Origin of the sequence: Marinobacter sp. S6332, assembly GCF_023016045.1 — a bacterium.
GTDB lineage: Bacteria > Pseudomonadota > Gammaproteobacteria > Pseudomonadales > Oleiphilaceae > Marinobacter.
In genome coordinates this window covers 393,588-417,067 of the sequence record NZ_JALKAP010000002.1, presented here as the reverse complement: position 1 = coordinate 417,067, position 23,480 = coordinate 393,588, and the positions used below count along the sequence as shown (strand labels likewise).

21 protein-coding genes are annotated in these 23,480 nt (G+C 52.6%); 12 read left to right on the top strand and 9 right to left on the bottom strand.

Annotated features, from left to right (window positions below; all coding sequences use genetic code 11):
- Positions 1-136: 136 nt before the first annotated feature.
- The 7 genes from secB to MWU62_RS04585 all read left to right on the top strand — a co-directional run bounded on the left by secB (position 137) and on the right by MWU62_RS04585 (position 7,888).
- Positions 137-640, top strand: a complete 504-nt coding sequence (gene secB, locus MWU62_RS04615) for a protein-export chaperone SecB (protein ID WP_247113749.1) — start codon at positions 137-139, stop codon at positions 638-640.
- 255 nt (positions 641-895) lie between these two features.
- Positions 896-2,905: a TonB-dependent receptor gene (locus MWU62_RS04610; RefSeq protein ID WP_247113748.1), complete on the top strand. Its 2,010-nt coding sequence runs from the start codon at positions 896-898 to the stop codon at positions 2,903-2,905.
- A 33-nt stretch (positions 2,906-2,938) separates the two neighbouring features.
- A complete protein-coding gene (locus tag MWU62_RS04605) occupies positions 2,939-4,102 on the top strand; it encodes an HmuY family protein (RefSeq protein WP_247113747.1) in 1,164 nt (387 codons plus the stop codon).
- Between the two features lies 1 nt (position 4,103).
- Complete coding sequence (locus MWU62_RS04600; RefSeq protein ID WP_247113746.1) at positions 4,104-5,180, top strand: ChuX/HutX family heme-like substrate-binding protein; 1,077 nt, start codon at positions 4,104-4,106, stop codon at positions 5,178-5,180.
- On the top strand, positions 5,171-6,019 hold the full coding sequence (locus tag MWU62_RS04595) for an ABC transporter substrate-binding protein (protein WP_247113745.1): 849 nt from the start codon (positions 5,171-5,173) through the stop codon (positions 6,017-6,019). Before MWU62_RS04600 ends, MWU62_RS04595 begins: the two co-directional genes overlap by 10 nt.
- The gene (locus MWU62_RS04590) at positions 6,009-7,043 is read left to right on the top strand and encodes an iron ABC transporter permease (protein ID WP_247113744.1); all 1,035 of its coding nucleotides are present in this window, start codon (positions 6,009-6,011) and stop codon (positions 7,041-7,043) included. The genes MWU62_RS04595 and MWU62_RS04590 overlap by 11 nt, the downstream gene beginning before the upstream one ends.
- A complete protein-coding gene (locus MWU62_RS04585; protein ID WP_247113743.1) occupies positions 7,043-7,888 on the top strand; it encodes a heme ABC transporter ATP-binding protein in 846 nt (281 codons plus the stop codon). The genes MWU62_RS04590 and MWU62_RS04585 overlap by 1 nt, the downstream gene beginning before the upstream one ends.
- On the opposite strand, the gene trmL is transcribed toward MWU62_RS04585, so the two are convergent.
- The 5 genes from trmL to traF all read right to left on the bottom strand — a co-directional run bounded on the left by trmL (position 7,825) and on the right by traF (position 12,935).
- Positions 7,825-8,310 (bottom strand): tRNA (uridine(34)/cytosine(34)/5-carboxymethylaminomethyluridine(34)-2'-O)-methyltransferase TrmL, encoded by a 486-nt coding sequence (trmL, locus tag MWU62_RS04580; protein WP_247113742.1) that lies wholly within the window; start codon positions 8,308-8,310, stop codon positions 7,825-7,827. The genes MWU62_RS04585 and trmL overlap by 64 nt on opposite strands.
- Positions 8,311-8,316: 6 nt before the next feature.
- On the bottom strand, positions 8,317-9,495 hold the full coding sequence (locus MWU62_RS04575) for an acetyl-CoA C-acetyltransferase (RefSeq protein WP_247113741.1): 1,179 nt from the start codon (positions 9,493-9,495) through the stop codon (positions 8,317-8,319).
- A 118-nt stretch (positions 9,496-9,613) separates the two neighbouring features.
- On the bottom strand, positions 9,614-10,360 hold the full coding sequence (locus tag MWU62_RS04570) for a pteridine reductase (RefSeq protein WP_247113740.1): 747 nt from the start codon (positions 10,358-10,360) through the stop codon (positions 9,614-9,616).
- 9 nt (positions 10,361-10,369) lie between these two features.
- Entirely contained in the window at positions 10,370-11,491 is a 1,122-nt protein-coding gene (locus MWU62_RS04565) for a multifunctional CCA tRNA nucleotidyl transferase/2'3'-cyclic phosphodiesterase/2'nucleotidase/phosphatase (protein ID WP_247113739.1), read from the bottom strand.
- 118 nt (positions 11,492-11,609) lie between these two features.
- A complete protein-coding gene (traF, locus tag MWU62_RS04560) occupies positions 11,610-12,935 on the bottom strand; it encodes a conjugal transfer protein TraF (protein WP_247113738.1) in 1,326 nt (441 codons plus the stop codon).
- Between the two features lie 430 nt (positions 12,936-13,365).
- Between traF and MWU62_RS04555 the strand changes: the two genes are divergently transcribed.
- The 5 genes from MWU62_RS04555 (at position 13,366) to MWU62_RS04535 (ending at position 20,788) form a co-directional block, all read left to right on the top strand.
- Positions 13,366-14,031 (top strand): hypothetical protein, encoded by a 666-nt coding sequence (locus MWU62_RS04555; RefSeq protein WP_247113737.1) that lies wholly within the window; start codon positions 13,366-13,368, stop codon positions 14,029-14,031.
- A gap of 84 nt (positions 14,032-14,115) precedes the next feature.
- Positions 14,116-15,039 (top strand): DUF4402 domain-containing protein, encoded by a 924-nt coding sequence (locus tag MWU62_RS18990; protein ID WP_247113736.1) that lies wholly within the window; start codon positions 14,116-14,118, stop codon positions 15,037-15,039.
- Between the two features lie 125 nt (positions 15,040-15,164).
- Positions 15,165-15,896: a hypothetical protein gene (locus MWU62_RS04545; RefSeq protein WP_247113735.1), complete on the top strand. Its 732-nt coding sequence runs from the start codon at positions 15,165-15,167 to the stop codon at positions 15,894-15,896.
- Between the two features lie 98 nt (positions 15,897-15,994).
- Positions 15,995-19,018, top strand: a complete 3,024-nt coding sequence (locus MWU62_RS04540) for an SPOR domain-containing protein (RefSeq protein WP_247113734.1) — start codon at positions 15,995-15,997, stop codon at positions 19,016-19,018.
- Positions 19,019-19,192: 174 nt separating this feature from the next.
- A complete protein-coding gene (locus MWU62_RS04535) occupies positions 19,193-20,788 on the top strand; it encodes a flagella assembly protein FlgT middle domain-containing protein (protein ID WP_247113733.1) in 1,596 nt (531 codons plus the stop codon).
- Between the two features lie 25 nt (positions 20,789-20,813).
- On the opposite strand, the gene MWU62_RS04530 is transcribed toward MWU62_RS04535, so the two are convergent.
- Genes MWU62_RS04530 through MWU62_RS04515 form a run of 4 tightly spaced genes read right to left on the bottom strand, consistent with a single transcriptional unit; the run spans position 20,814 to position 23,476 of the window.
- Positions 20,814-21,275, bottom strand: coding sequence for a SufE family protein (locus MWU62_RS04530; protein ID WP_247113732.1), 462 nt, complete (start codon positions 21,273-21,275; stop codon positions 20,814-20,816).
- Entirely contained in the window at positions 21,276-21,818 is a 543-nt protein-coding gene (sufT, locus tag MWU62_RS04525; RefSeq protein ID WP_247113731.1) for a putative Fe-S cluster assembly protein SufT, read from the bottom strand. It abuts the gene before it with no gap.
- Between the two features lie 37 nt (positions 21,819-21,855).
- Positions 21,856-22,209, bottom strand: coding sequence for an iron-sulfur cluster assembly accessory protein (locus MWU62_RS04520; RefSeq protein ID WP_247113730.1), 354 nt, complete (start codon positions 22,207-22,209; stop codon positions 21,856-21,858).
- 13 nt (positions 22,210-22,222) lie between these two features.
- Complete coding sequence (locus MWU62_RS04515; RefSeq protein WP_247113729.1) at positions 22,223-23,476, bottom strand: cysteine desulfurase; 1,254 nt, start codon at positions 23,474-23,476, stop codon at positions 22,223-22,225.
- Positions 23,477-23,480: the final 4 nt, after the last annotated feature.

Sequence of the window (23,480 nt, the reverse complement as noted above, 5' to 3'; positions counted from 1 at the left end):
GATCTGAGCACTGATCTGCCGCACTGTTTCACATAACTGATCGCCATCAGGCAGTAGACTGTGGCGAGAGATGCAATCATAAAAACGGGCCTTAAGCCCATTCTAATAACTCCTTATAAAAGCAAAAGGACTGAACATGGCTGAGAATCCGCAAGCCGCCGCAGGCAGTGACAACCAGAACCAAGCTCAATTTGCCCTGCAGCGTATTTACGTGAAGGACCTTTCTTTTGAATCCCCCAACTCGCCAGTTGTATTCCAGGAGCAGTGGAAGCCGCAGGTGAATCTGGACTTGAACACCTCGCATTCGAAGGTGAGCGACAACCAATATGAGGTTGTTCTATCCCTTACTGTTACCGCGAAAATTGATGAGAAAGTCGCTTATATTGTTGAGATTCAACAAGCAGGCGTGTTTCTTGTGGCGGGCATTGAAGGCCCTCAGCTTGGCCAGATGCTGGGCGCCTATTGCCCCACAATCTTGTTCCCCTATGCACGTGAAGCAATCGATGGGGTCGTCAATAAAGGCAGCTTCCCGGCGCTGATGTTGGCACCGGTTAACTTCGACGCTATCTACGCGCAAGCCCTTCAGCGCAAGCAGGAAGAGGCAGCCGGTGAAGCCGGTGCAGAGCAGCAGACTCATTAAAGATATGAGTTGTTGGTAACAAAACAGCCCGGACCTGTGCCGGGCTGTTTGTAGTTTAATGGGAAGTCGCGCTCCGCCTCTGCGATCACGAATTCCGTAAGGCCTTCCTTAGTTTTAAGCCCCTCACTTCATCCAAAGCTTCACCTTTCAAGTGTGGTCCAAATAAAATTGAGTCTCATTAACGAAAAGTCTTGATTTAAAACTGTTGGTGAATGAGAATCCCTCGTATTCGTATTATTGCTTGCGGGGTATGCTTTGAAATCTTCTGTTTCCGTTTTGTCGAATGTGCTCTCGCTTTCACTCACGGTTGTTGTGTGCTTGGCAGCTCCTGCTCCGCTGTATGCCGCCGGATATCTTGATGAGTTGGTTGTCACGGGCACCCGCAGCGAAAGAACGGTTTTGGATACTCCGGTGAGAACCGAAGTAGTCACCGCTCGGGAGATTGAGAAAACCCATGCTCGTAACCTCAAAGAAGCGTTGATTAATGTGCCGGGCCTGCAGTTGCGGGAAATACACGGCAAGCCAGGGTACGAAGTCTGGTTGCAGGGTATTGATGCAGACCGTGTGCTGGTGCTTGTGGATGGATCGCCAGTCACTGCCACCACAGGCTCTTCTGTCGATGTGAGCCAACTCTCGGTGCTTGATATTGAGCGCATTGAAGTTGTGAAGGGTGCTGTATCGGCACAGTACGGCAGTGCCGCCATGGGCGGTGTTGTTAACGTGATTACCCGAAAAGTGGCATCCGGAATTAAAGGCAACTTCTCGGCAGATGTTGGTAGTTATGGCGACCAGAACCCCTCCGGCGAGAAGTGGGATTCCGCCCGCTACACCGGTCGCGCAGCGGTTTCAGCCGGTAATAAACAGTGGGGCGTGCGAGCTTCGGGCTCAACACAGCATTCGGATGGCATTGACCCAGAGCCGGAGACTTGGGCTCGGCCGGGTGACGAATACGACCGTAACGACGCCGCGGTGCGGGTGGATTGGCGGCCATCTGAAAATAACGCGCTGTCTTGGACCGGCTCGGTGTTTGATGAGAGTTCGAGTTCCCGCTTTAGCACCCTTCCGGGTGGCACCATCAATCAGGGCAAAGAAGAAGACGTGCGCAGGCTGCGTGCGACACTGGCTGGTGATCACGGCAATGGCGAGGGTATGCGCGGGCATTGGGCATTTTTGCACGAGCAGCTTGATGATGACACCTCAAAGTATTCTGCCACTGGCCGGTTCGATAACCGTCAGGCGGATATCTCCATATCGCAAGCATCCGGGCACATTGAGTCGGCAGTGGGCGAGGCTCATAGCATACAGCTTGGCGTTGATATAAGGCGCGAAACCCTTGAGCAATTCAAAGATGGCATGTCAGAACTTGCCAGCGATGAGAAGTTCTCCCGGGAAGGCTATGAACTTTGGGTTCAGGACACTTGGTTCGCATTGGACAATTTGGAGGTCGTAACAGGCCTGCGTGGCCAAAAAGACTCAGACTTTGATTACCACCTAGCGCCAAAGATCAATGCCCGTTTGGGCTTTGAGGACGGACAAGGGTTTGACAGCTTTATTCGTGCCGGTGTGGGAACCGGATACAGGGCAGCCAACCTCAAAGAGCGTCATTACCGTTTCGATCACAGCCAACTGGGTTATATCGTAAACGGTAACCCGCAACTCGAGCCGGAATCTTCCATCAGTTACCAGCTTGGCTTCGGTGGCCACTTCGAAAAAGCACTGTGGTTCGAGGTAAATGGCTTCTTCAATGATATCGACGATCTTGTCCAAACAGAAATTGACCAAACTGCCACTGATGCCCGCACCGACAACGTTGTTATCTACCGTTACAGCAACATCGAGCAGGCTCGCACCTGGGGAGTCGAATCCACTGCTGGCTGGCAAATTTCCGATGGTTGGCGCCTCTCTGCCGGATACACCTGGACTGAAACGGAAGATGTGGCAAGCGGAAACGAACTTAACCGCCGCCCACAGCATCAGTTGCAGGCATCTATTGACGGGCTGACCGGTATTGAGGGTTTGTCCTGGTCCCTGCGAGCCCGAAACCAGAGCTCCGAATACGTTGATGCCGCCACCGGCAGCAAGTCCCCAGGATACACAGCTCTGGACCTGAAGCTCAATTACCAGATGCTTCCCGAACTACAGCTGTTTGCCGGTGCCGACAACCTTGCCGACAGCCAGCGTGACTTTTCCGATCCCGACGATTTTCGGCCCGTGGCCGGGCGTTTTCTCTACACCGGCTTTTCTTTGACTCTCGGTGGTCAGTGATCACCTTTTTAACTGCAAAAAAGGAATGAAACTATGCAGAAGCAATACCTAAAGGTTTTGGTGCCGGCGCTCGGCCTGATGATGACCGCCTGTGGCGGTGGTAGTGACAACAACATTGCGGGAAGCGACGACGATGGCGGGCAGGCCGACAGTGAATTGAGCCAGAAAGTTATTGATGCCAAAGCGGGAACCAGCTATCTGAACCTCACTACGGGCGAGACGGTAGCCAGCGATGGAGACTGGCATCTTGCGCTCAACCGAACCAACATCCAGCTGAATTCCGGCGCTTCCGGTGACGGCAATGTGGTAGGTGCACTGGGTGATGCACAGGCATCGTTTTATACGGACTCCGGTGAAGCCGACGCCAATCAATTTCTAAATGCCACCCCAGATGGTGAGCTGGACCACCTAAAGGATACATTTATGGCCCCGGAAACCTGGGCGCCAGACGGTGTTGTTTATGCTTTGGGTGATGGCTGGTCCGAGTATGGCGCGGGAGGCGTGATAGCAGAAGCCCCGGGTGTTGGCTATTTGGTGCGCTCAAACACGGGTGATAGTTACGCCCGTATGCGTATCCTGGACTTCAATTTCCCCACGCGCGAGGTAGATGAGAATAATCAGCCCGAGGGCATAAAGGGTTTCACCATCGAGTTTCAGGTGCAGGCTGCAGGCACCACTCAGCTCTCCGATACCACGCTTACCTTCAGTCGAAGCAGGCCCGAAAACTATGACGGTGGTGACAGTTGCTTCGATTTTGACAGCAACTCTATTGTTGATTGCGCCACCTCCGATGCCTGGGATGTCCAAATAGGGTATTCGGGGCGCGAATGGTATGTGAAAACCAACAGCGGGCCTTCAGGCTCCGGCAATGGTGGTGCACTTGGGCCTATCCCCTGGTCCGAACTCTCGGCCTATCCCAGTGCGACCATTGACAGCAACGGCGAATCCCTTGCTCGTGCCTATTCGGCGGATGCAACCGGTGGACTCTTTAGCGAAAACAGCTGGTACGAATATAACTTGCAGGGTGCTCATAAACTCTGGCCAAATTTCCGCGTTTACCTAATTGATAGCAATTCCAGTGATCCTTCCGCGCCTGTGTACGCAATGCAGGTTATCAACTATTACGGTGCCGACGGTGTGAGTGGTCAACCCGAAATTCGTTGGAAAGAAGTGACTCTTGAAAGCGAGGAAAATTGATATGGAAGCTTTAGCAACCAAGCCGGAAACCAGTCTGGCGCAGCGCTGGAGAGCTCTTCTGCAAGAACAACCCAAGCTGCGCATTCGCAATGCAGCACAACAGCTCGGCGTGAGCGAGCTGGAACTTTTGCTCACTCGCAGTCAGGGTGTCCGCCCCTTAAGGCATGAGTTTGGTGCCCTGTTGTGCGACATGGATGATGTGGGCGACGTGATGATCCTGACCCGAAACGATCAGGTTGTGCATGAAGTAACAGCTACCTTCAACCAGTTCAAAGTAGCTGGTAAGGGTGCTATGGGATTAGCCGTTGGAGATATAGATGTTCGTGTATTCCTCAACCATTGGGCCCATGGCTACCTAGTTACTGAAAACACCGGTCAGGTTAGCCGGGAAAGCCTACAATTCTTCAGTGCTTACGGCTTGGCGTTGCACAAGATATATAAAACAGAGGCAACTGATTCTGCTGCCTGGGATGCACTGCTAGGTAACTATCTCGATAACTCGTTGACTGCGCCACAGGTGGGGTCCGTACCTGCGAAAGAGTCTCGCGTTGATGCCAAAACTATTGATGTTGATGCTTTACGCGACGACTGGGCCAAGTTGAAGGATGTGCACCATTTTCACGCGATGCTAAAGCGCAACAAAGTAGACCGCCTAACCGCAGTAGAGTTGATTGGCTCAGAGTGGGTTACTCGCCTAAAACCAAGCACGCCGGATGCTCTGTCGCCTCTTGATGCGATTTTGGCGCAGGCCAAGGCTAGTCAATGCCCGATTATGGTGTTTGTGGGTAACCCGGGCATTGTTCAGATTTTTGCCGGAAAGGTAAACAAACTGATGCGCACCGGACCTTGGATGAATGTGTTGGATAAAGGCTTCAACCTACACGCGAATACCGACGGCATCAAAGACTGGTTTGTGGTTCGCAGGCCATCGACCGATGGCACCATCACGTCGCTAGAGGGCTACAACGCAGAAGGCGAGATTGTGATTACGCTGTTTGGCAACCGTAAGCCGGGCAACCCTGAGTCTGCCGATTGGCAGCGTGAGGTTGAGGTGTTGGAGAGCAGCTTATGCGCTTGATGGTTTTAATGGCACTGAGCGCAGTTTTTTTGTCATTTGCGACCCTGACCGAGGCTGCACAGCCGCGCATTGTTAGCGCCGATGGCAGTATCACCGAAACGGTTTACGCCTTGGAGGCTCAAGGTAGCCTAGTGGGCGTTGATACAACCAGCAACTACCCTGCGCAAGTGCAGTCGTTGCCCAAGGTGGGCTACTTGCGCGCTCTTCCTTTCGAGGGCGTGCTTTCACTGCGCCCGGATGTGTTGCTTACTACGGTAGAAGCAGCCCCGGATAAAACTCTTGAACGACTGTCTCAGGCGGGTGTGGACGTTATAAAGTTACCGGTGGCTCGGTCGCCGGCAGACACTATGGCCCGTATCCGTGAAGTTGGCCGGATTCTCGGCAAGCAAGCGCAGGCAAACGCCATAATCGATGACATCCGCACACGGGTTGAGCGCATACCCCTAGCTTCTGAAGGTAAATCCGTGCGCGTGTTGTTTCTCATGGCTGCCGGTAACCATGGCGTTATGATTGCCGGGAAGGGCACGGCTGCCAATGCGCTGCTTAAAGCCCTTGGCGCAAGTAATGCCATGGCGGAGGTCACCGGATACAAACCCGCGAACCGCGAAGCGCTGCTCGCGTCTCAGCCAGATGCGATTGTTGTCGCGGAATCCCGTCCCGGGCAATTCGACATAACCCAATGGCCCCAGTTGGCGGCGCTGAATGCTTGGAGACAGGGCAGGCACTACGTAGGCGATAGCATGTTACTGCTGGGGTTCGGTCCAAGGCTCCCTCAGGCTATGGAAGAGGTCGCGAGTATGCTGGCGCAAGTGGGGCAGGTGGCCAGAAATGATCATTGACGGTGCTGGCCGGCTTGCAAAAGGGCCTGCGCTGTTGCTGATTGTGGGGGCTGCTTTGATGGTCTCGGTGGTCTCCATCACCAATGGGGCCTACCCATTAACCGCTGGGGACATTCTTGGTGTGCTAATCGGGGACCTGAACGATGAGGTCGCCAGAATGGTGCTCTTCGATGTGCGCTTACCGCGCTTGATTTTAGGGTTTTTGGTAGGCGCAGTACTGGCGGTTTGCGGGGCTATTTTGCAAGGTTTGTTCCGCAATCCGCTGGCGGACCCGGGGCTTATCGGCGTTTCGGCGGGCGCATCTTTGGCGGCTATTGCGGTGATTGTGCTTGGCGGTACCTGGTTGGGCGGTTGGTTGGACCTTGCGGGTGCATGGGCGTTGCCTATTGCGGCTTTTATAGGCGGTAGTGGAACCGTTTTTTTAGCCTGGCGTATTGCGAGCAGAGCAGGGCACACATCGGTAGCCACCTTGCTGCTTGCGGGCATAGCTATTAACGCCATTGCTGGTGCGGGCACAGGGCTTTTAACCTTCTATTCATCAGATGAAGAACTTCGCTCACTGACTTTCTGGACCATGGGCAGCTTGGGCCATGCCGCATGGGATGATGTGGCTATGGCCGCACCTTGGCTTTTGTTGTCACTGTGTGCCGCCCCTTTTTTAGCGAGGCCGTTGGATGCGTTTTTGTTGGGAGAGCAGGTGGTTGGTCATCTAGGGTACAACACCGATTGGACCAAGCGTGCGGCCATCCTGATCGCCGGGCTTGGCGTTGGTGCGGCTGTAGCAGTTAGTGGTTTGATTGGCTTTGTGGGACTGGTTGTTCCCCACCTAGTACGCCATACCTTGGGTGCAGGGCACCGGGTCGTAATACCTGCCAGTGCGCTTGCAGGAGGCACATTGCTAGTTGGAGCTGATTGTTTAGCGCGGGTTGTGGTAGCCCCGGCGGAACTGCCTATTGGGCTGATGATGGCGCTGATCGGCGGGCCGTTTTTTCTGTTGTTGCTGTTACGAACAAGGATAACCTGATGCTTTTGCATGTCGACGGTTTGGGTATTCATCTGGCTGGGAAGCCAATCGTTCGTGATCTTGGTTTCCAGTTGAATGCGGGTGAGCTGCTGGTGGTGCTGGGTCCTAACGGCGCGGGTAAATCTACCCTCCTCAAAGGGCTGGCCGGTGAGCATAAAATTGCCAATGGGCAGGTTAGTTTTGCGGGGTGTACTCTGCAAAACTGGCCGAAGCGGGAAATAGCGAAGCGCAGAGCGGTTATGCCCCAACGGGTTGAGGTCAATTTCCCTCTAACAGTAGAAGAAATAGTGCGCCTTGGGCGACCGGCCGAGCCGCTATCGCAAAGCATGCCTGTGGTTTTAGAACTCATGGATATGTTGGACGTCGCCCACCTGCGATACCGCCTTGCACCCGGGTTATCGGGTGGTGAACAGCAAAGGGTTCAGCTAGCGAGGGTGCTGGCGCAAGTTTGGGATGCGCAGGGCCCAGTATTGCTGTTACTGGACGAATGCACATCAGCGCTCGACCCAGCGCATCAGCAGCAGGTGTTTTCGTTGCTTAGACGATTGGCAAAGCAACGGGGCTTTGCCGTACTCGCGGTTGCTCACGATTTGAACTTGGCAGCCAGGTTTGCAGACCGTTTGCTGCTGCTCCATCACGGGCAATGCTATACCTCAGGTCAGCCGTTTGAGGTTCTAAACGAAACCGTATTGGCTGCGGTTTACGGGTTGTCTGCAAGAATCATCAAGCTGGAGGAGGGGTATCCGTTGGTGGTTCCCCGAGATGATGGGCAGGTGCCAGCTTACGCCTCGCCCTCTCCTTCTAGTACGGCACCGGTAAATCCAAGCTGTCTCCAAGCTTCGTAAACCACTAAGGCTGCGGTGTTGGAGAGATTTAAGCTGCGGCTTTGCGGGCACATAGGGACCTTCAAACAGTGCTCTGAGGGTAAGCCTTCGCGTACGTCGACAGGCAGGCCACGGGTTTCCGGTCCAAACATTAAGTAATCACCATCCTGATAGGCAACCTGATGGTAATAACGATGGCCCTTGGTGGTTAAGCCGAATAACCGTTCAGGTTGCTCGCTGTCGAGAAAGGCCTGATAGTTTTTGTGTACTTTTACCGTGGCATATTCACTGTAATCCAGACCGGCCCGCCGCATTTGCTTGTCCTCCAGATTAAAACCCAGAGGCTCAATCAAATGCAGTCTGCAGCCAGTATTTGCACACAGCCGGATGATATTGCCCGTGTTGGGCGGTATCTCCGGCTCGTACAGCACTACATTAAGCATTGGGCCTTAGCGCTCAACAGCCAAGGCAACGCCCATGCCGCCACCAATGCATAGAGTCGCAAGACCTTTATGGGCATCGCGACGCACCATTTCGTGCAGCAGGGAAACCAAAATACGGCAACCGGAAGCGCCAATGGGGTGGCCCAAAGCAATAGCACCGCCGTTCACGTTGACCTTATTGGTATCCCAGCCCATGTCACGGTTTACAGAGATCGCTTGTGCCGCAAACGCCTCGTTGGCTTCAATCAGGTCTAGGTCGTCGACACTCCATCCTGCCAGTTTCAAGCAGCGCTGGCTGGCGGGAATCGGGCCGGTACCCATGATGGTTGGATCAACGCCAGCATTGGCGTGGGCCTTGATTGTCGCCAGTGGGGTCAGCCCTAACTCTTTGGCTTTCTCGGCACTGCATACCATAACCGCTGCCGCGCCATCATTGAGCGTTGAAGCGTTTCCTGCGGTGACCGTACCGTCTTTCTTGAAAGCTGGGCGCAGTCTGCCGAGGCTCTCGCCGGTTACGCCGTCGCGGGGCCCTTCGTCTTTGCTGACAACAATTGGGTCGCCTTTGCGCTGGGGAATGGAAACCGGAGCGATTTCATTTTCGAAGTGACCAGCCTCGCGTGCGGCGATAGCCTTTTGTTGTGATGCCGCCGCGAACTCGTCCTGTTCTTCGCGGCTGATGCCGTATTTCTCAACAATATTCTCGGCCGTGATGCCCATGTGGTAGTCGTTGAAGGCATCCCAGAGGCCATCCTTAACCATGGTGTCGACCATGTTCCAGTTACCCATGCGCTGGCCGTTGCGGCTGTTAGGTAAAACGTGAGGAGCAAGGCTCATGCTCTCCTGTCCACCTGCAATGATCATGTCTGCGTCGCCGCAGCGGATAGCCTGAACCGCCATATGAACGGCTTTTAGGCCGGAACCACATACTTTGTTGATGGTCATTGCAGGTACCGAAGCTGGTATGCCGGCATTGATAGCCGACTGGCGCGCGGGGTTCTGGCCACTGCCTGCAGTTAGCACTTGGCCCAGCAACACCTCATTGATCTGGTCGCCGGTAACGCCGGTGTCTTCTAACAGCGCTTTGATAACGGCGCTACCTAGCTGGTCCGCGCGAAGGCTGGAAAGGCCTCCACCAAATGCACCAATGGCTGTACGCCGTGCGGCAACAATTACGACATCACGCATGGGGTTACTCCGGTTATTAATGAATGTTCTGTTTCAGGGCAGCAGCCCTTGCAGAATGCTCAGAATAAAAAAACTGCGCGCATTGTAGCCGGAAAGCCCGAACCGGCAAAAGCGCGGTCTACATATTCAGGCTGCGCCCGCCGTCTACGGAAATGATTTGGCCGGTGATAAATGGGGCCTCTGTTAGTAGAAACACAACAGTGCGGGCGATGTCGTCAGCTGTGCCTGTGCGGTTCAGAGGTGTTTTCGCGAGAATTTTGCGCTGATAACTTGCGTCTACCGCTGAATTGCCTTCAGGCCAAAGAATTGCCCCTGGAGACACGCCATTCACCCGTACCGCTGGGGCTAGATCGTTCGCCCAGGAGCGGGTTAGAGCGGCGAGGCCAGCCTTGCTTGCACAGTATAACGGATGCTCTGGTAGCGGTTTTTCGCTATAAATATCAATAAGGTTCACAACACTGCCGGAGCTTTCTCGCAAGGCTGGCAAACAGGTCTGTAGTAGAAAAAAAGGCGCCTTGAGATTGGTGTGCATGATGCTATCCCAATCATCTTCGGTCGCTTCCGGTGTCGGATTTGGATAAAACACGGATGCGTTGTTAACCAGAGCATCCAGTCGCCCCCAATGTTCCACCGCCTTAGTACCCAAGTAATTAATATCGTCCATCTTGCTTAGGTTGGCTTGCAGCGCAACTGCGGAGTTCGGGCGCTGATGGTTCATGGCTTTTATTAAATCGTGAGCCTGTTCCTCGCGGCTGCGAAAATGCACAACCACATTCCAGCCACGCTCGTGCAATAGCTGTACAGTGTGCGCCCCAAGGCGGTGGGCCGAGCCAGTAACCAGAGCGACGGGTGTATTCTCAGGCATAGTAGTTCCTCAGGAATATGAGCGGCAGAGTGCCTGCTTTATACGCGCCAGTCGCTCGGCTCGGATTGCTTCACCGAGTTCTCTGCCTGCAAACCCTTGTTTTATAAGCACCTGAGGATCAATGCCTGATGCCGTATCCGCCGCTTTTTCAAGAGGTTTTAGCCGTTGCAGGTCTGTATCTTTAAGTGCGCACCCCAGCACGTTAATCAGTTGCGCAAAACGTTCGGGCCGCCGCCACAAATCGGCTTTTTCCAGTAACTCGAGCAAGGTTTTGGCATCTGGCTGCGTCGGGTCGAGTTGTTGGATGATTGGCTTAAACGCCATAGCTAGCCGAGCGAGATTCTGGCAGTCGTTCGGTGCTTTAAGTGCCTTGGCCCTTTTGGTGCCACACGGCTCATCCAATGCGCTGAACAGTGCCGCAAAACGCTCTGCCGTTGTGGCCTTTTGTATGTGGACTCGCTGCAGGCTGGCAAGGGCGGCGCGAAAGCAGGGCTCTGGTGAGAGTTCCGGCACCAGTACATCAAGTGCCCCACAATCTCGTAACACTTGGAAAAACGTAGTTGGGGATTGTTCGTGCAGAGCCCGTTGAATCTCTTGCCACACACGCTCTGGTACAAGGTGCTCCACTTCGCCAGCGGCAACCATATCGCTCATCAAGGTCATAGTTTTGGGGCATACGCTAAAGCCTAGGGGCTGGAAACGAGCTGCGAAACGTGCGGTTCTCAGGATACGAAGAGGGTCTTCTTTAAAGGCTTCAGATACGTGCCGGAGTTGTCGCGCCTCCAGATCTTTCTTGCCATTAAATGGGTCCGTGAGTTCGCCGCCTTCCGAACGCGCCATGGCATTGATAGTGAGATCTCGGCGCAGTAGATCTTCTTCCAGAGTTACATCTGGCGCGCTATACACAGAAAACCCGTGATAGCCGTGTCCTTGCTTGCGCTCGGTGCGGGCGAGGGCGTATTCCTCTCTGGTTTTCGGGTGTAAAAACACCGGGAAGTCCGATCCCACCTGAGTAAAGCCCCGGGCAAGCATTTGCTCCGGGGTTGCGCCAACGACTACCCAGTCCCGATCTTTGACTTTCAGGCCCAGCAGCTCATCGCGAACAGCGCCGCCAACCAGATAGATTTGCATGAAGGATGGGGTCCCATATTTGAAAATATCCGGGAATTATCCGTTTCCTAGGTTGAGCAGGCAAACCCCGTTTTCACGATGGTGTGTTTTTTGACGCACTAGTGTCTGATAAGGCGAGTTAGAATGCAGCGCCAAATTCCAGTGCAGCACCCGTATCGGCGTCGCTGAACAAGGCACCAAGATCAAGGCGTGCACCGAAAAGATTGAGGCCAATACCGGCTGTGAGCTGGGCCTCTTCCGAAATGCCTTGGTTGTCATCATTGCTGGCCAGATTATAGCGAACACCGCCACGAAGTTGGGCGAAGCGGAAAACGTCAAATTCAGCACCCAAAGCAAGCCACTGAGTATCATCTTCGAATCCGAAGGCTTCTTTTTTTGTGAGATCTACTTCCGCCGTTACTACGTGGAAGTCGCTCCTATGGGCAATACCAATAGTTGCCATAGGGTTGAGCTCGAGAGTTCTTATCTCTTCGTTGAGATCAGGGCGACTTGCGGCCGACTTCAGTTCCATTGGAATTAGGTTTTTAATAGCAATGCCAGCGTTCCACTGCTGCTCGTCTCCAAAGGCATAGGCAGCCCCTAGGTCAACGTTAAAACCACTTTTCTCTGTTTGGTACTGGTCACCGTCAAACTCGTCGTCTTCAAAGCCTGAAACGGATTCCGTGTACTGGAAGGTTCTCAGTTCAACATACTTTGGCGTAAGGCCTAACTGCAACGGTTGGCCATTGCTTAACTCTAATTGGCGCGCAAACGACACGCCAAACTCGCCAACAGCGGAGGCCAAAACACGCCCCCGCGAATCAAACGAAATATTACCGTCTTGATCTGTGGCTGCGTTCTCTACAAGGCTTTTAACTGCATCTGGAGTTTGTGTATTGGCAGCATCAACAAGGGTATTGAGAAAATTCCGGTCATTGTTTGAAAGCTCGCCCCGTACCGTTGCTGTTAAGTTGGCGTTTGTGAAAACACCGACAGACAGCGTTTTGCTTGGCACAGCGAAAGATAGGCCCAGCCCGATGTTGGCGCGTATTGTGTCTTTGTTGAAATCAATCAAGCGGTCCCGAATATCACCAGCTGACTGGCCCAACTCGCCCACATTCCCTTGGGTGGGTGTGTTTTTTATATCCGAGACAAGCCGGTCAAACCCATCAATAGAATCCTGAATATCATCAATCTGATCCACAACTTCCTCTTCATCTGCAACCCTTGCATTAATAGACGGCAGCGTGAAGCCAAAATCATCTGCCCAATCATGCTGGTCAGCAGCCATCATCGCTGGATTGGCAGAGGCGGCAGATGGATGAGCAATGGCTACGCCTGTGCCGCCCATGGCAAAGGAGCGGGAAGACATGAACGCTTGCGGGCTGGCGAGGGCTGAGGAGGAAACCATAGACATGCCCAGAACGAGGCACAGCTTAGAATTGGAAGCTTTAAGATAGGGCATGAGATTCCCTTAAAATGAGTGTATTACTGAATTATTAATTATTGGAAAGGGTGGATCAATACCTGTGTTCGCACATTATCTGGCTAGCGAGTAACAGTTTGTTTTAGTGGTGTAATAGACGTTTTGCCGTTGGTTTACACATCGTCGTTAGGGGGGGCTGTGGTGGGTTGGTGCTGATAAAGCTCTTATTCAATAGCGGGCTGGCTTTAAGTGTCTTGCTGGCGATTACATTGTGTTGCATAAAGCTACATGAAATTTATGAAGTTTATTATAAAGTTTTAACAAAGCAGGCCGTTAGGCACTATAGCTAACGTTTGAAAGCTTAAATTTTTCTTTCTGCGCTGCTGTTCTTAGTTAGGCCGAATAACCTGCTGGCACAAGCTAAACTTAAAGCGGCCGCCAGCCAAAATCAGAGAAAAAGGAATACAAGATGATTAAAAATGCTGGAATGGTTCGTAAGATTGGTTTGTGTGTTGCTATTGGCGGTTTGGCTCTGGGTGCAGGTGTTGCTTCGGCTGAGACGTTCAATGCAACTGCATTGGTTGAAAACACTCTAGCCATAACTAAAGTGCAGGATCTGGATTTTGGGACGATGTTTGCTGCGTCTGCTAATGATCAGGCGGTTGCCGGGCTTGTTTTAGCGCCGGATGGCAACGTTACAAGTGCGACAGCCCTTGTGGTTGATGGTGCATCGGCTATTTCAGATGCACCCAAACTACTATCTCTAGGTGGCTCCGCAGCAGCCAGAGGTTCGGTTTCAGTGGGCCAAGGGTTCACCCTGCAGTTGCCTGATAAAACTTCAGCTGCGTTGGCTACGGGCTCTGCATTCGTCCCTGGTGAAGGAATTGCATTGACAGTTAATTCAGATCCATCCGAGGCAGCTTTTTACCTTGTAGATTTTACTGTTGGGGATGTTGTCGGCGGTACCGAAACAGATGCCGGTAGTGGCGCTTGGACGGTAACAAAGGACTTTGGCGCGACTGAGGTGGAGTTTGGCATTGGTGCTTCGATATATACTGATGGTGCTGGTACTCCGCGCACGTCTTATCAAGCAGCAACCTACAGTGGTACATTTGACGTAACAGCGTCTTATTAACGGCAATAGTCATTATGAATACAGCTCGCCGTGAGCACTAATGCAGGCATCAGAAAGGCATTCATTTGTGGATGCCTTTTTTTCGTGTTTGCCCAACCGGTTTGTGCACAGCCACAAGTTGATGTTCTGGCTGCTCTGAACTTTGGCGTAGTCGCAGTTATTGGCAATGCGGGGGCATCAACCCTTGATCTGTCGGCCACCGGTCGAGAGCAGGTTGTGGTTGGTCAGTTTGCCGTTCTTGAAAAGGGTCGGTCAGGGCTTTTGCGTTTGTCCGGATTCCCTGCTCGCTCGGCGATAGAGGTTGATGCTGATGATGCCTCGTTGACCGCCGGGGGCTTTGGTGTTGCCGAGCCGATTCTCGCTAGTGGGTTTGAAGTGAGTGACGTCCGAACGAATGATCAGGGCGGGGCAGAATTCCAGCTGGGTGGGCGTTTTTCAACGACGGGTTCAGGGGTAGCATACGAAGACGCTCTCTATGAAGGCACGGTACAAATACGCTTGCACTTCTGGGAGCCGAGCGCTGGCGATTTTGTTACGGTCAGTAAGCTCGTAACCATGGGTGGGGAAGTAAGAAGCAGCTTTGGCTTGGATCAGATTACACCACTTCAGTTTGGCACCTTGTTCGCGAAGACGGATCCAGACCATCAAGCCAGTTTGCGGCTACTTCCCGACGGACGTATCACTATAATCAATAATGGCGATGCAAAATTAGTTTCTTTGGGTGTGCCTGCACCTGCAAGACTATTGGTTACAGGCGCGGCACCCAATCGTTTGTTATCAATTGCTGTTGATGCCAGCGAGATCAAGTTGAAGCTCCCCGGTAATCCAACCGCCCCCTACTTTACACTGACGGCCCTTGAAACATCACCAGATTCCGCTGGCCATACCGATCGCTCTGGGCAGTTGGAAATTGCAGTCGGTGGAACCCTGAGTACCCAGAAAACACAAAAACAGGTATACCCGGCTGGCGCCTATGAGGCGACTTACAGTTTGACAGTCTCTTATTGAAACAAGGCAGTTTTACGATGACTTCTGCAACCAGATTTTTATTTCTAGTGTGTACTCTTGTGTTGTTTGCACAGGTTCCGTTATTGGCATCTGCGGATATGTTAATCAGCCCTACCAGGGCGCTCATGGACGCAGACAACCGATCGGCTACGTTGGTGCTCCGAAATACCAGTCAGGGAGCGCGGACATACCGCCTGATGTGGGAGGATAAACGAGTTAACGAGGCCGGTAACTACGTTATGGTGGAGCCCGATCAGAACTGGCCCAGCGCATCTGGCATGATTCGTTTCTCCCCGCGGCAGATTACAGTAGGGCCGGGGGAAAACCAGACGGTACGCCTGAACTTCCGCCCGCCTGCCGACTTGAAGCCTGGTGAATATCGGTCTCACTTGAAGTTGCAGGTGATTGGAGAGGAATCAGAACCCGCCGGTGTATTCGAGATGGATGATCCGGATCGCGAGGGGGTCAGCTTCAGGCTGTTCATGCAAATGTCATTCTCCATACCTGTTATCGCCCGGTATAAGGTATCCGCTCCGGAGGTCAAAATTGCCGACGTCGCGGTTGTGCCTGCCACAAATCAGACCAACATGGCTCTGGCGATTACGCTTGAGCGCACAGGGGAGGCAAGCAGTAGCGGGGACCTGATCGTTGAAATGCAAAGGAATGCAAACAGCCCGGTTGAACGAATTGGCAGTTCTAAGGAAGTGTCTGTGTTTCATGAAACATCACGAAAGATTGTTAAGGTTTCATTGCGAGACAGTGCCGTCCCGGCAGGGGCGTGGATTCGCGTGGCTTACGAGGGCTCTGGAGAGTACAAAGGGCGCTTATGGGATGAGCGAGTCTTTCAGAGCAAGTGAGCTTTGGTTGCCGCGCTAGAGCTGTAGGTGGCCTGTTTATTGCTAATCATCAACGAGGCGTCGTTTTTCTGACACAATGCTGTTGATGAGATTAGTTCATGCTCCGATACCGAAAGTTAGGTTGCCAGTTCTGCCTAGGGGTTGCTGGGTGGTCGATTGCTATTTTTCTTGCGCTAGCAGTATGCCGGGTCGACGCAGCCCCTCTGAGCGTGGAGAACGAACTCCTTCTGGACGTAAAGCTAGATGGTGCATCCCTTGGCACTGCAATCCTTGGTTTTCAGGGTGAAGATCGGGTTTGGCTCTCCCTTTCTGAGCTAGCGGATGTCTTGCAGTTTCCAATTAACACGGATGCAGACGCAGGCCTTGCAGGTGGCTGGTTTATTCGGGAGGAGCGTTCGTTTTCACTGGACTTGAGCCAAGATGAGGTGATCTCCGGCGAGCGCGACTTTATTGTTGATGGCCAAGCGCAGGCTTTTCAGAATGATATATTTGTAACCATCGAAGCGCTTGAATCCTGGTTCCCGGTTCTACTCGTTCCCAATATTCGGCAACTTGAACTGCTGGTTGAAACCACAGAACTTATCCCTCTTCAAAATCGGCTTTCACGATCACGATCACGCCCCAAAGTCGGGGCTTTGACTCAACGTGAAGCCGTTCTTCCGTTTCAGGAAACTCCTTATCGTGTCTTGGGTGCTCATGCCACTGATATCCGCTTAAACCTGAACAGCGTTCTGGATGATGAAGATGACTCCAGCACCAGTTATGGTGGAAATTATTCCGTTTTATCCCGTGGAGATTTTGCTTGGATGACCTCTACGTTAGCGTTCAGCGGGAGTAAGAATGACGAGGTTAGTGATGGGCGGTTCAAACTGGAGCGCTCCAACCTCAATGCGCCTTTGAAACTGGATTATATAGAAGTGGGTGACGTAGACGCGGGTGCGCGTGGAGTGCTGATTCGAGGTGGTGGTGCCGAGGAAGGGCGTACCGGATTGTTCGCAGATGAACAAATAGATTTGCGAGGCAATGTGCCACCGGACTGGGAGGTAGAGCTATACCGAAATGGCATTCTGGTCGATTTTCAGGTGGTCGATAGCAAGGCCCAGTATGAGTTCCTTGACGTCCCGTTAGAGTTTGGCGAAAACCGTTTTGAGCTTGTTCTGTACGGGCCTTTTGGGGAAGAACGCAGGGAGGAAAGAGTCTATTTTGCCGGGCGAAGTGATCTTGAACTGGGGGAAGTAAGTTACGAACTGGCAGCTCTTCAGGATGGTAGAACTGTTTTTGACGTAAAAACGCCTGCTGCAAAAGGCGAGGTAAACACCGCGCGTTTCCTTGCAGATTTCAATATTGGCCTTGCATCCAATGCGGTGGCTTCGGTTGGTGTCGATAGCTTTGTTGCTGATGGTCAACGTGAGCAAGATTTCAGAGCCGGTGTCAGTGTTAATTACGCCCGGGTGCAAACGAGCGCGGGGTATCAGAACCGAGCCATGACTTTGGATGAAGCTACCGGGTTGATTCGAGCCAGTCTTGGGGACACAACCACTACCACTGTGCGTTACACGCATTATCTCAAAGGGGGATTAGACGAGGTGCTGATTCCGACTAACCGCCCTTTGTGGTCGGGGGATTTGGGACTGTCGACTCGCTTAGGTTGGCTGCCACTGAATTTTGATGGGCGGCATACAGAGCGTGAGACCTCCAGAGCAACAGACACCAGCGTGGGTACTACTGTTACAAGCAAAGGCGGCACAAGGCTATCAAAATCCTTCTTTTACACTCGTAATAGCCAATTTGGGGTTGTGAATGAGCGTTCAGGTGGTGTGTTGAATATGTCTGCCACCGTAAAGCCTTGGCGATTCCGGGCAGGTATTGGGTACGGCATTTCGCCTGACACAGAGCTCAACAGTTTGAGTGGTTCGGCCAGTGTGAGAGTGGATTCAAAAATGACTATGAATTTTGATATCAATCACAGTGCACGCACAGATTATACGAATTACCGCGCAGGCTTTAACTGGCTATTGGATTACGTGCAGATTAGCCCGCAGGTGATCTATGACAGTAACGAACGTTGGGTGGGGCTGGTGAGCCTATCGACTAGTTTGGTTCCGAGACCAGATCGCACCTGGCCCCACATAGACCGCTTATCCCAAGCGAATTATGGCGCAGCCTATGCGCTCGCATACATGGATGAGAATGGCAATGGCATTCGGGACGAGGGCGAGCCGGGCTTGAATAATGTTCGTGTTGATGCCGTTCAGAACTGGCAATCAGCTTCAACACAGGAGGATGGTCAGAGTTACCTCATGCGTCTGCGTCAAGATAGGGTGACTGATATCGCTATTGATCCAGAGTCTTTGCCGGGTATCGATATGTGGTCTGAAAGTGAAGGAGTGTCGGTAGAGCCTAGGCCGGGCAGTTGGAGCCAAGTTAACTTCCCGGTAATACGTACTTCGGAGCTTGAAGGACACGTTTATTCTATAGATGAGGGCCAGAGCGCCATTCGGACACCATCAGGGAGAGTGTTGGTGCAACTACTGAATAAAGCTGGTGAGGTAGTTTCGTCTCAGCGTACTGCATTTGATGGTTTTTATCTGTTTGCTGAAGTGCCTCCGGGTGTTTATCACTTAGATTTGGGTGATTCTTGGCGGCCAAGAATTGATGAGCGCCCTGCGAAGGTTGGAGTGAGTTCTCAGGGAGGGGTGATAAGAAATCTTGACTTTGTTCTGAGTGCAGGCAAAGGCCGGCAGATAATTGAAAAACGTGAGCTTGATGCTCAGGTTCACGACAAGCCAGAGCCCATATTTGCTCCGAGGCCCAGTGTGCCAGATCAGAAGCCCAAAGTGGATTTGCCCTCGCTTGAGCAACCAGTAGTGCTCGCAAAGACTGGCAACTGGCATATACAGCTAGGAGCGTTCAGCAATCGCAAAAACGCTCTGGAGTATTGGGCTCAGCTGTTGGAAAACGATGTTATGCCAGAAGTGTATGAACCTCGACTCGAACAAACTGGCAGATTATTTCGATTACTGACGGCTCCAGGTCAGACTGAAGCTGAAGCTCGGGGCCTCTGTGACCAAATTAAAGTGAAAGATACTGATTGTTTGGTTCGGAAAATCGCCAAGCCATAAACCGGCAGGAGGTTGCCGTTTACCGGCGCCGTTAAAGCTGAGCTGATGATTCAACAGAGGGGCAGGGCAGGCTTTAATAGGAAATGATCAAAGCTGGCATGAAATTTTCTTGTTTTTTAGTTTAACAGTACAGCTCCGGAATGTTTAGGAGTTCTTGTAAGTGGAGAAAAACGCATGTTAAACAGCAGGTGTGCGCTTATTCCTATGCGCTGGAGCTTGGCTCTCGTTTCAAGTGTGTGCATTGCTACGCTTGCATTGCCAGCCTATGCCTATGCGGAAGCACCGGTTATAACAGAGCAGACTGAGAGCTTTCTGGGAAACCGTAGCAGCGTCGGAGCTTTGGTGGGCGGGATTCTTGCAGGTGCTTCGTTTGCAACTCCCCTCGCGCCGCTTGGTGGCACAATTATCGGTTTTTTTATAGGTAAGAGTACAGATTACTCACAGGATGAAGCGGCGGCTGGTGTTCAGCGTAGAGGCTTTGTGCCTGCTAGTTCAGAGGCTTTCGAGGGAACGCAGCTAGCTTTGAGCGATCCTGATGGAAGTAGTGTTTCCGCGTTGGCACTCTCTAAAGAAAGTGGGCCTTCAACAGAAAGTGAGCTGCTTGCTGGTGAAGAGACAGATGCTCCCAATGCGAGGGCAGCTGATGTTGAAAAACTACCGGATAACCAAGCTCCAGACATGCGAGATGATGAAAATGAGGCTGGTGGTGCAGTGGCCACCTCAGCTGGACCCACCGGCAATGACAAGCCTGAGAAAGTGGGCGAGCTTGAAACCAAGAAGATTGAGCCTGAACCGGTACACTTAGTGGTAACCAAAGAAGTTGGCCGCACTCAGGATGTACTGGATGATTATGCGAAGGTAATACGCGAAGAGCAGGATATTGAAGCCTTTGAGCCAAATCCGCTATGTTCAGGTGCGGATGCTCCTAAGTACCGAAAGAAGTTGGCTGTAGCTGGTTTCCCGCTTGAGCACCCAGAGCAGTCGGTATTTGGTGGTTTGAATAACGTGGGGAAGGCTGTTTCTTCGTCTTTATATCAGCGCTTGGAGCAGTCGCAAAGGGTGCAAGCATACTCAGCGCCGCAGTGGCAGATGTTTGCTAGTAGTTCGATGGCGCCTACAATGATCTTCGGTTCGAGTAACCGGCTGGGTAAGTATTCAGCTGTTAGTCGGGAGATGGGTGCCCAGTTTGTGATGTCTGGCATTATTCGCGATGTCAGCATCAGCGATCCCGAAGCTTGGAGTACTGATTATGGCTCCAAGATGAAGCGAGCTGTGTTTGGTTCTGACACTCGTCGAAACTTTGAGTTGGATATGTTTGTACACGATGGTTACACCGGAAGAGTGATTATGGAGAAGCGATATTCCGGTTCTGGCGAATGGGATGTGCCCCGTAATAAGCAAGTTGCCTTTGGATCTGATCGTTTCTTTAATACTGCCTACGGACAGGCTGTGGAAAAAGTGCTGGCTGATATGGCATCCGACGTTCTTGCGCAGTTGGACTGCCAACCTATGCTAGTGCCTATTACTGAGGTTGCTGGCAAGGATTTGCTGCTTGATGTTGGCACGCCATCAGGATTGTTGCCAGGTGCCAAAATGCGTCTGGTGCGAGCTGAGAGTTCTCTGGCTCGCCCAGATGAACCAGCGCAGCTTTGGGATACGGATGTTGAGTTGCACATCCACAGTCTGTCTCTGGATTCAGCAAGAGCCTGGATGCCCAAACTTGGCTCCCAGATTAATATCCAAAGAGGCGACTACGCCGTTATCTACTAATGTGGTTTAGGCTGTGTGAGCAGAGTCACTCTGCCGCTGCAGCCGCCGCAATATCACGAATCTTTCCAATCATGGAGCGCAAGCCGTTGCCACGGGTTGGAGAGATGTGGCGGAACAAGTCCAACTGTTCGAAAATCTCATCTATATCGGTGGCCAGCAAGTCCCTTGGGGTTTTGCCGTTCAGCGCGACCAGAATCATGGCAGCGAGGCCCCGTACTATCATTGCGTCTGAATCAATCAGCAAGTAGAGCTTGCCGTCGGCTTGGTGGTAGTGAGCAATCAACCAAACCTGGCTTTGGCAGCCGTGCACGTAGTTCTCTTCAATCCGCGCGTCGTCCGGAAAGGCAGGTAGCTGTTTACCTAGGTCAATGATAAACGCGTAACGTTCTTCCCAGTCATCGAGAAACTCAAAGCCGTCGAGAACGTCTTCAAGAGTTGGGTTTTTTCCTAGCGGGTTGTCGAGAAAATCTTTTTCCGTAGCTGGCATTTACAGCATTCCCAGTTCTAGCTTGGCTTCATCGGTGAGCATGTCGTTGTTCCAGGGCGGGTCAAAGGTTAGATCTACGGTTACCTTGTCTACGTTGGGAACGTGCTCTACTTTGGTTTTTACATCGTCGGTGATGACCGGCCCCATGCCACAACCGGCCGCGGTGAGGGTCATCAAAATGTAAATGTGATTGCCTTCTGGCGTACCGTTTTCAATCCGGCACTCGTAAATAAGGCCGAGATCCACCACATTTACCGGAATTTCCGGGTCGTAGCAGTTGCGGATGGCTTCCCATACTTGGTTCTCGTTAACCGTGCCATCGTCCGGGGTATCAAAGCTGCTTTCCAAGGGCTTTTTACCCAAAGCATCAGCGTTGTGACCTTCAATGCGGGCAAGATTGCCGTTGACCGCAACGGTAAAGGTACCGCCCAGTGACTGGGTGATGGTCACAAAGGTGTCTGCCGGAATCATGATTTCTGTTCCAACAGGAACAAGGCGGGCTTCCACCTCGCGTTTGGTCAGGACGACTTCTCTTTCTTGCATGCCTGGTTAGACCTCTTATGGCGCAGGAGAGGGGGGGTCAGCTTACAGTAAAGCTCTCACCACACCCACACTCGGCGGTGGCATTGGGATTGCGGAACTGGAACATGGAGTTTACGCCTTCGGTAACGAAGTCGATCTCGATGCCATTCACCATGGCAAGATGCTCCTCTTTCACAAACACATCAATGCCATCAATGTGGAATATCTTGTCGTCAGCGGCAGCTTCGTCCACCCACTGGGTTTCGTATTTGAAGCCGGAACATCCGCTTTTTTTGATTGCTAATCGGATACCCTTGGCGCTCGAGGCTTTGTCGAGTTGCTTGCGCACGTGCTTGACGGCACTTGGCGTCATTGTGACGCCTACGGTCGGCGTGAAGACTTCAGCTGTCATGGTGTCTCCTCCATCAGGCAAACAGGCGCTGGACTTTCTGTAAGGCGGCAAACAGTTGTTCCACCTCGTCCAGAGTATTGTAGAACGCAAAGGAGGCCCGGGCTGTACCGGGAACTCCGTAGAAATCCATCAGTGGCATGGCGCAGTGGTGGCCAGTGCGAATTGCGATGCCTTGCTGATCCAGTAAGGTTCCTATATCACTTGGGTGCAAACCGTTGATTTTAAAGGACATTACGGGAACTTTTTGCTTTGCGGTGCCGATAATGCTCATGCCGGGAACGGTTTCAACCAGCTGGTTGGCGCGTGCCATCAAAGCATTCTCCGCGTCTTCCATTGCTGGCCGATCGAGGCCGTTAAGATACTCAATAGCAGCCCCTAAACCCACAGCTTCGGCGATTGCCGGTGTACCTGCTTCAAACTTGTAGGGCAGAACGTTCCATGTGGTGCGTTCAAACGATACCCGCTCAATCATCTCGCCGCCGCCCTGATAGGGAGGCATGTCTTCCAGCAGTGAGGCTTTGCCATAAAGCACACCAATGCCGGTTGGGCCGAACAGCTTATGAGATGAAAACACATAAAAGTCACAATCCAGTGCCTGCACATCCGGCTGGAAGTGGGGGACTGCCTGAGCGCCATCAAGCAGGGTAATTACACTGCGAGCTTTGGCTTGGCTCACCAGTTCCTTTACCGGATTGATCGTGCCCAAAACGTTGGAAACGTGGGTGACGGCCAGAATGCGCGTGCGATCGTTCAGCAGGCTGTTGAACGCATCCATATCCAGTTCGCCTTCTGGCGAGACTTGAATTGGCACCACCTTTGCGCCGGTGCGCTCGGCGACCATCTGCCAAGGTACAATGTTGGCGTGGTGTTCCATGTGGCTCACCAGAATTTCGTCGCCCGCTTTGAGCTTCGGGGCCAAACCATTGGCTACAAGATTGATGGCCTCAGTGGTGCCTTTTGTCCAGATAATTTCCCGTGTGCTGCCTGCATTCAAGAAGGCGCGAACGGTCTCGCGCGCGCCCTCAAAGGCGGCTGTTGCACGGTCACCTAGGGTGTGTGCACCCCGGTGTACATTGGAGTGCATTTCCCGGTAGTAGCGGTCCATGGCATCTAGAACAGCAAGCGGCTTCTGCGCCGACGCACCGTTATCAAGATACACCAGCGGCTTTCCATTGACCTGTTGCGACAGGATAGGGAAGTCCCGGCGGATGGCTTGTACGTCAAACGCCTTTTGGGTAGCTGTGTTAGCCATGGACAGGTCGTTCATACCA

Coding starts and splice junctions, on each gene's coding strand:
- MWU62_RS04535 (WP_247113733.1), top strand. CDS start 19,193: ATGTTAAACAGCAGGTGTGCGCTTATTCCTATGCGCTGGAGCTTGGCT.
- MWU62_RS04555 (WP_247113737.1), top strand. CDS start 13,366: ATGATTAAAAATGCTGGAATGGTTCGTAAGATTGGTTTGTGTGTTGCT.
- MWU62_RS04515 (WP_247113729.1), bottom strand. CDS start 23,476: ATGAACGACCTGTCCATGGCTAACACAGCTACCCAAAAGGCGTTTGAC.
- MWU62_RS04545 (WP_247113735.1), top strand. CDS start 15,165: ATGGACGCAGACAACCGATCGGCTACGTTGGTGCTCCGAAATACCAGT.
- MWU62_RS04590 (WP_247113744.1), top strand. CDS start 6,009: ATGATCATTGACGGTGCTGGCCGGCTTGCAAAAGGGCCTGCGCTGTTG.
- MWU62_RS04595 (WP_247113745.1), top strand. CDS start 5,171: ATGCGCTTGATGGTTTTAATGGCACTGAGCGCAGTTTTTTTGTCATTT.
- traF (WP_247113738.1), bottom strand. CDS start 12,935: ATGCCCTATCTTAAAGCTTCCAATTCTAAGCTGTGCCTCGTTCTGGGC.
- trmL (WP_247113742.1), bottom strand. CDS start 8,310: ATGCTTAATGTAGTGCTGTACGAGCCGGAGATACCGCCCAACACGGGC.
- MWU62_RS04585 (WP_247113743.1), top strand. CDS start 7,043: ATGCTTTTGCATGTCGACGGTTTGGGTATTCATCTGGCTGGGAAGCCA.
- MWU62_RS04600 (WP_247113746.1), top strand. CDS start 4,104: ATGGAAGCTTTAGCAACCAAGCCGGAAACCAGTCTGGCGCAGCGCTGG.
- MWU62_RS04520 (WP_247113730.1), bottom strand. CDS start 22,209: ATGACAGCTGAAGTCTTCACGCCGACCGTAGGCGTCACAATGACGCCA.
- secB (WP_247113749.1), top strand. CDS start 137: ATGGCTGAGAATCCGCAAGCCGCCGCAGGCAGTGACAACCAGAACCAA.
- MWU62_RS04575 (WP_247113741.1), bottom strand. CDS start 9,495: ATGCGTGATGTCGTAATTGTTGCCGCACGGCGTACAGCCATTGGTGCA.
- MWU62_RS04540 (WP_247113734.1), top strand. CDS start 15,995: ATGCTCCGATACCGAAAGTTAGGTTGCCAGTTCTGCCTAGGGGTTGCT.
- MWU62_RS04605 (WP_247113747.1), top strand. CDS start 2,939: ATGCAGAAGCAATACCTAAAGGTTTTGGTGCCGGCGCTCGGCCTGATG.
- MWU62_RS04565 (WP_247113739.1), bottom strand. CDS start 11,491: ATGCAAATCTATCTGGTTGGCGGCGCTGTTCGCGATGAGCTGCTGGGC.
- MWU62_RS04570 (WP_247113740.1), bottom strand. CDS start 10,360: ATGCCTGAGAATACACCCGTCGCTCTGGTTACTGGCTCGGCCCACCGC.
- MWU62_RS04530 (WP_247113732.1), bottom strand. CDS start 21,275: ATGCCAGCTACGGAAAAAGATTTTCTCGACAACCCGCTAGGAAAAAAC.
- sufT (WP_247113731.1), bottom strand. CDS start 21,818: ATGCAAGAAAGAGAAGTCGTCCTGACCAAACGCGAGGTGGAAGCCCGC.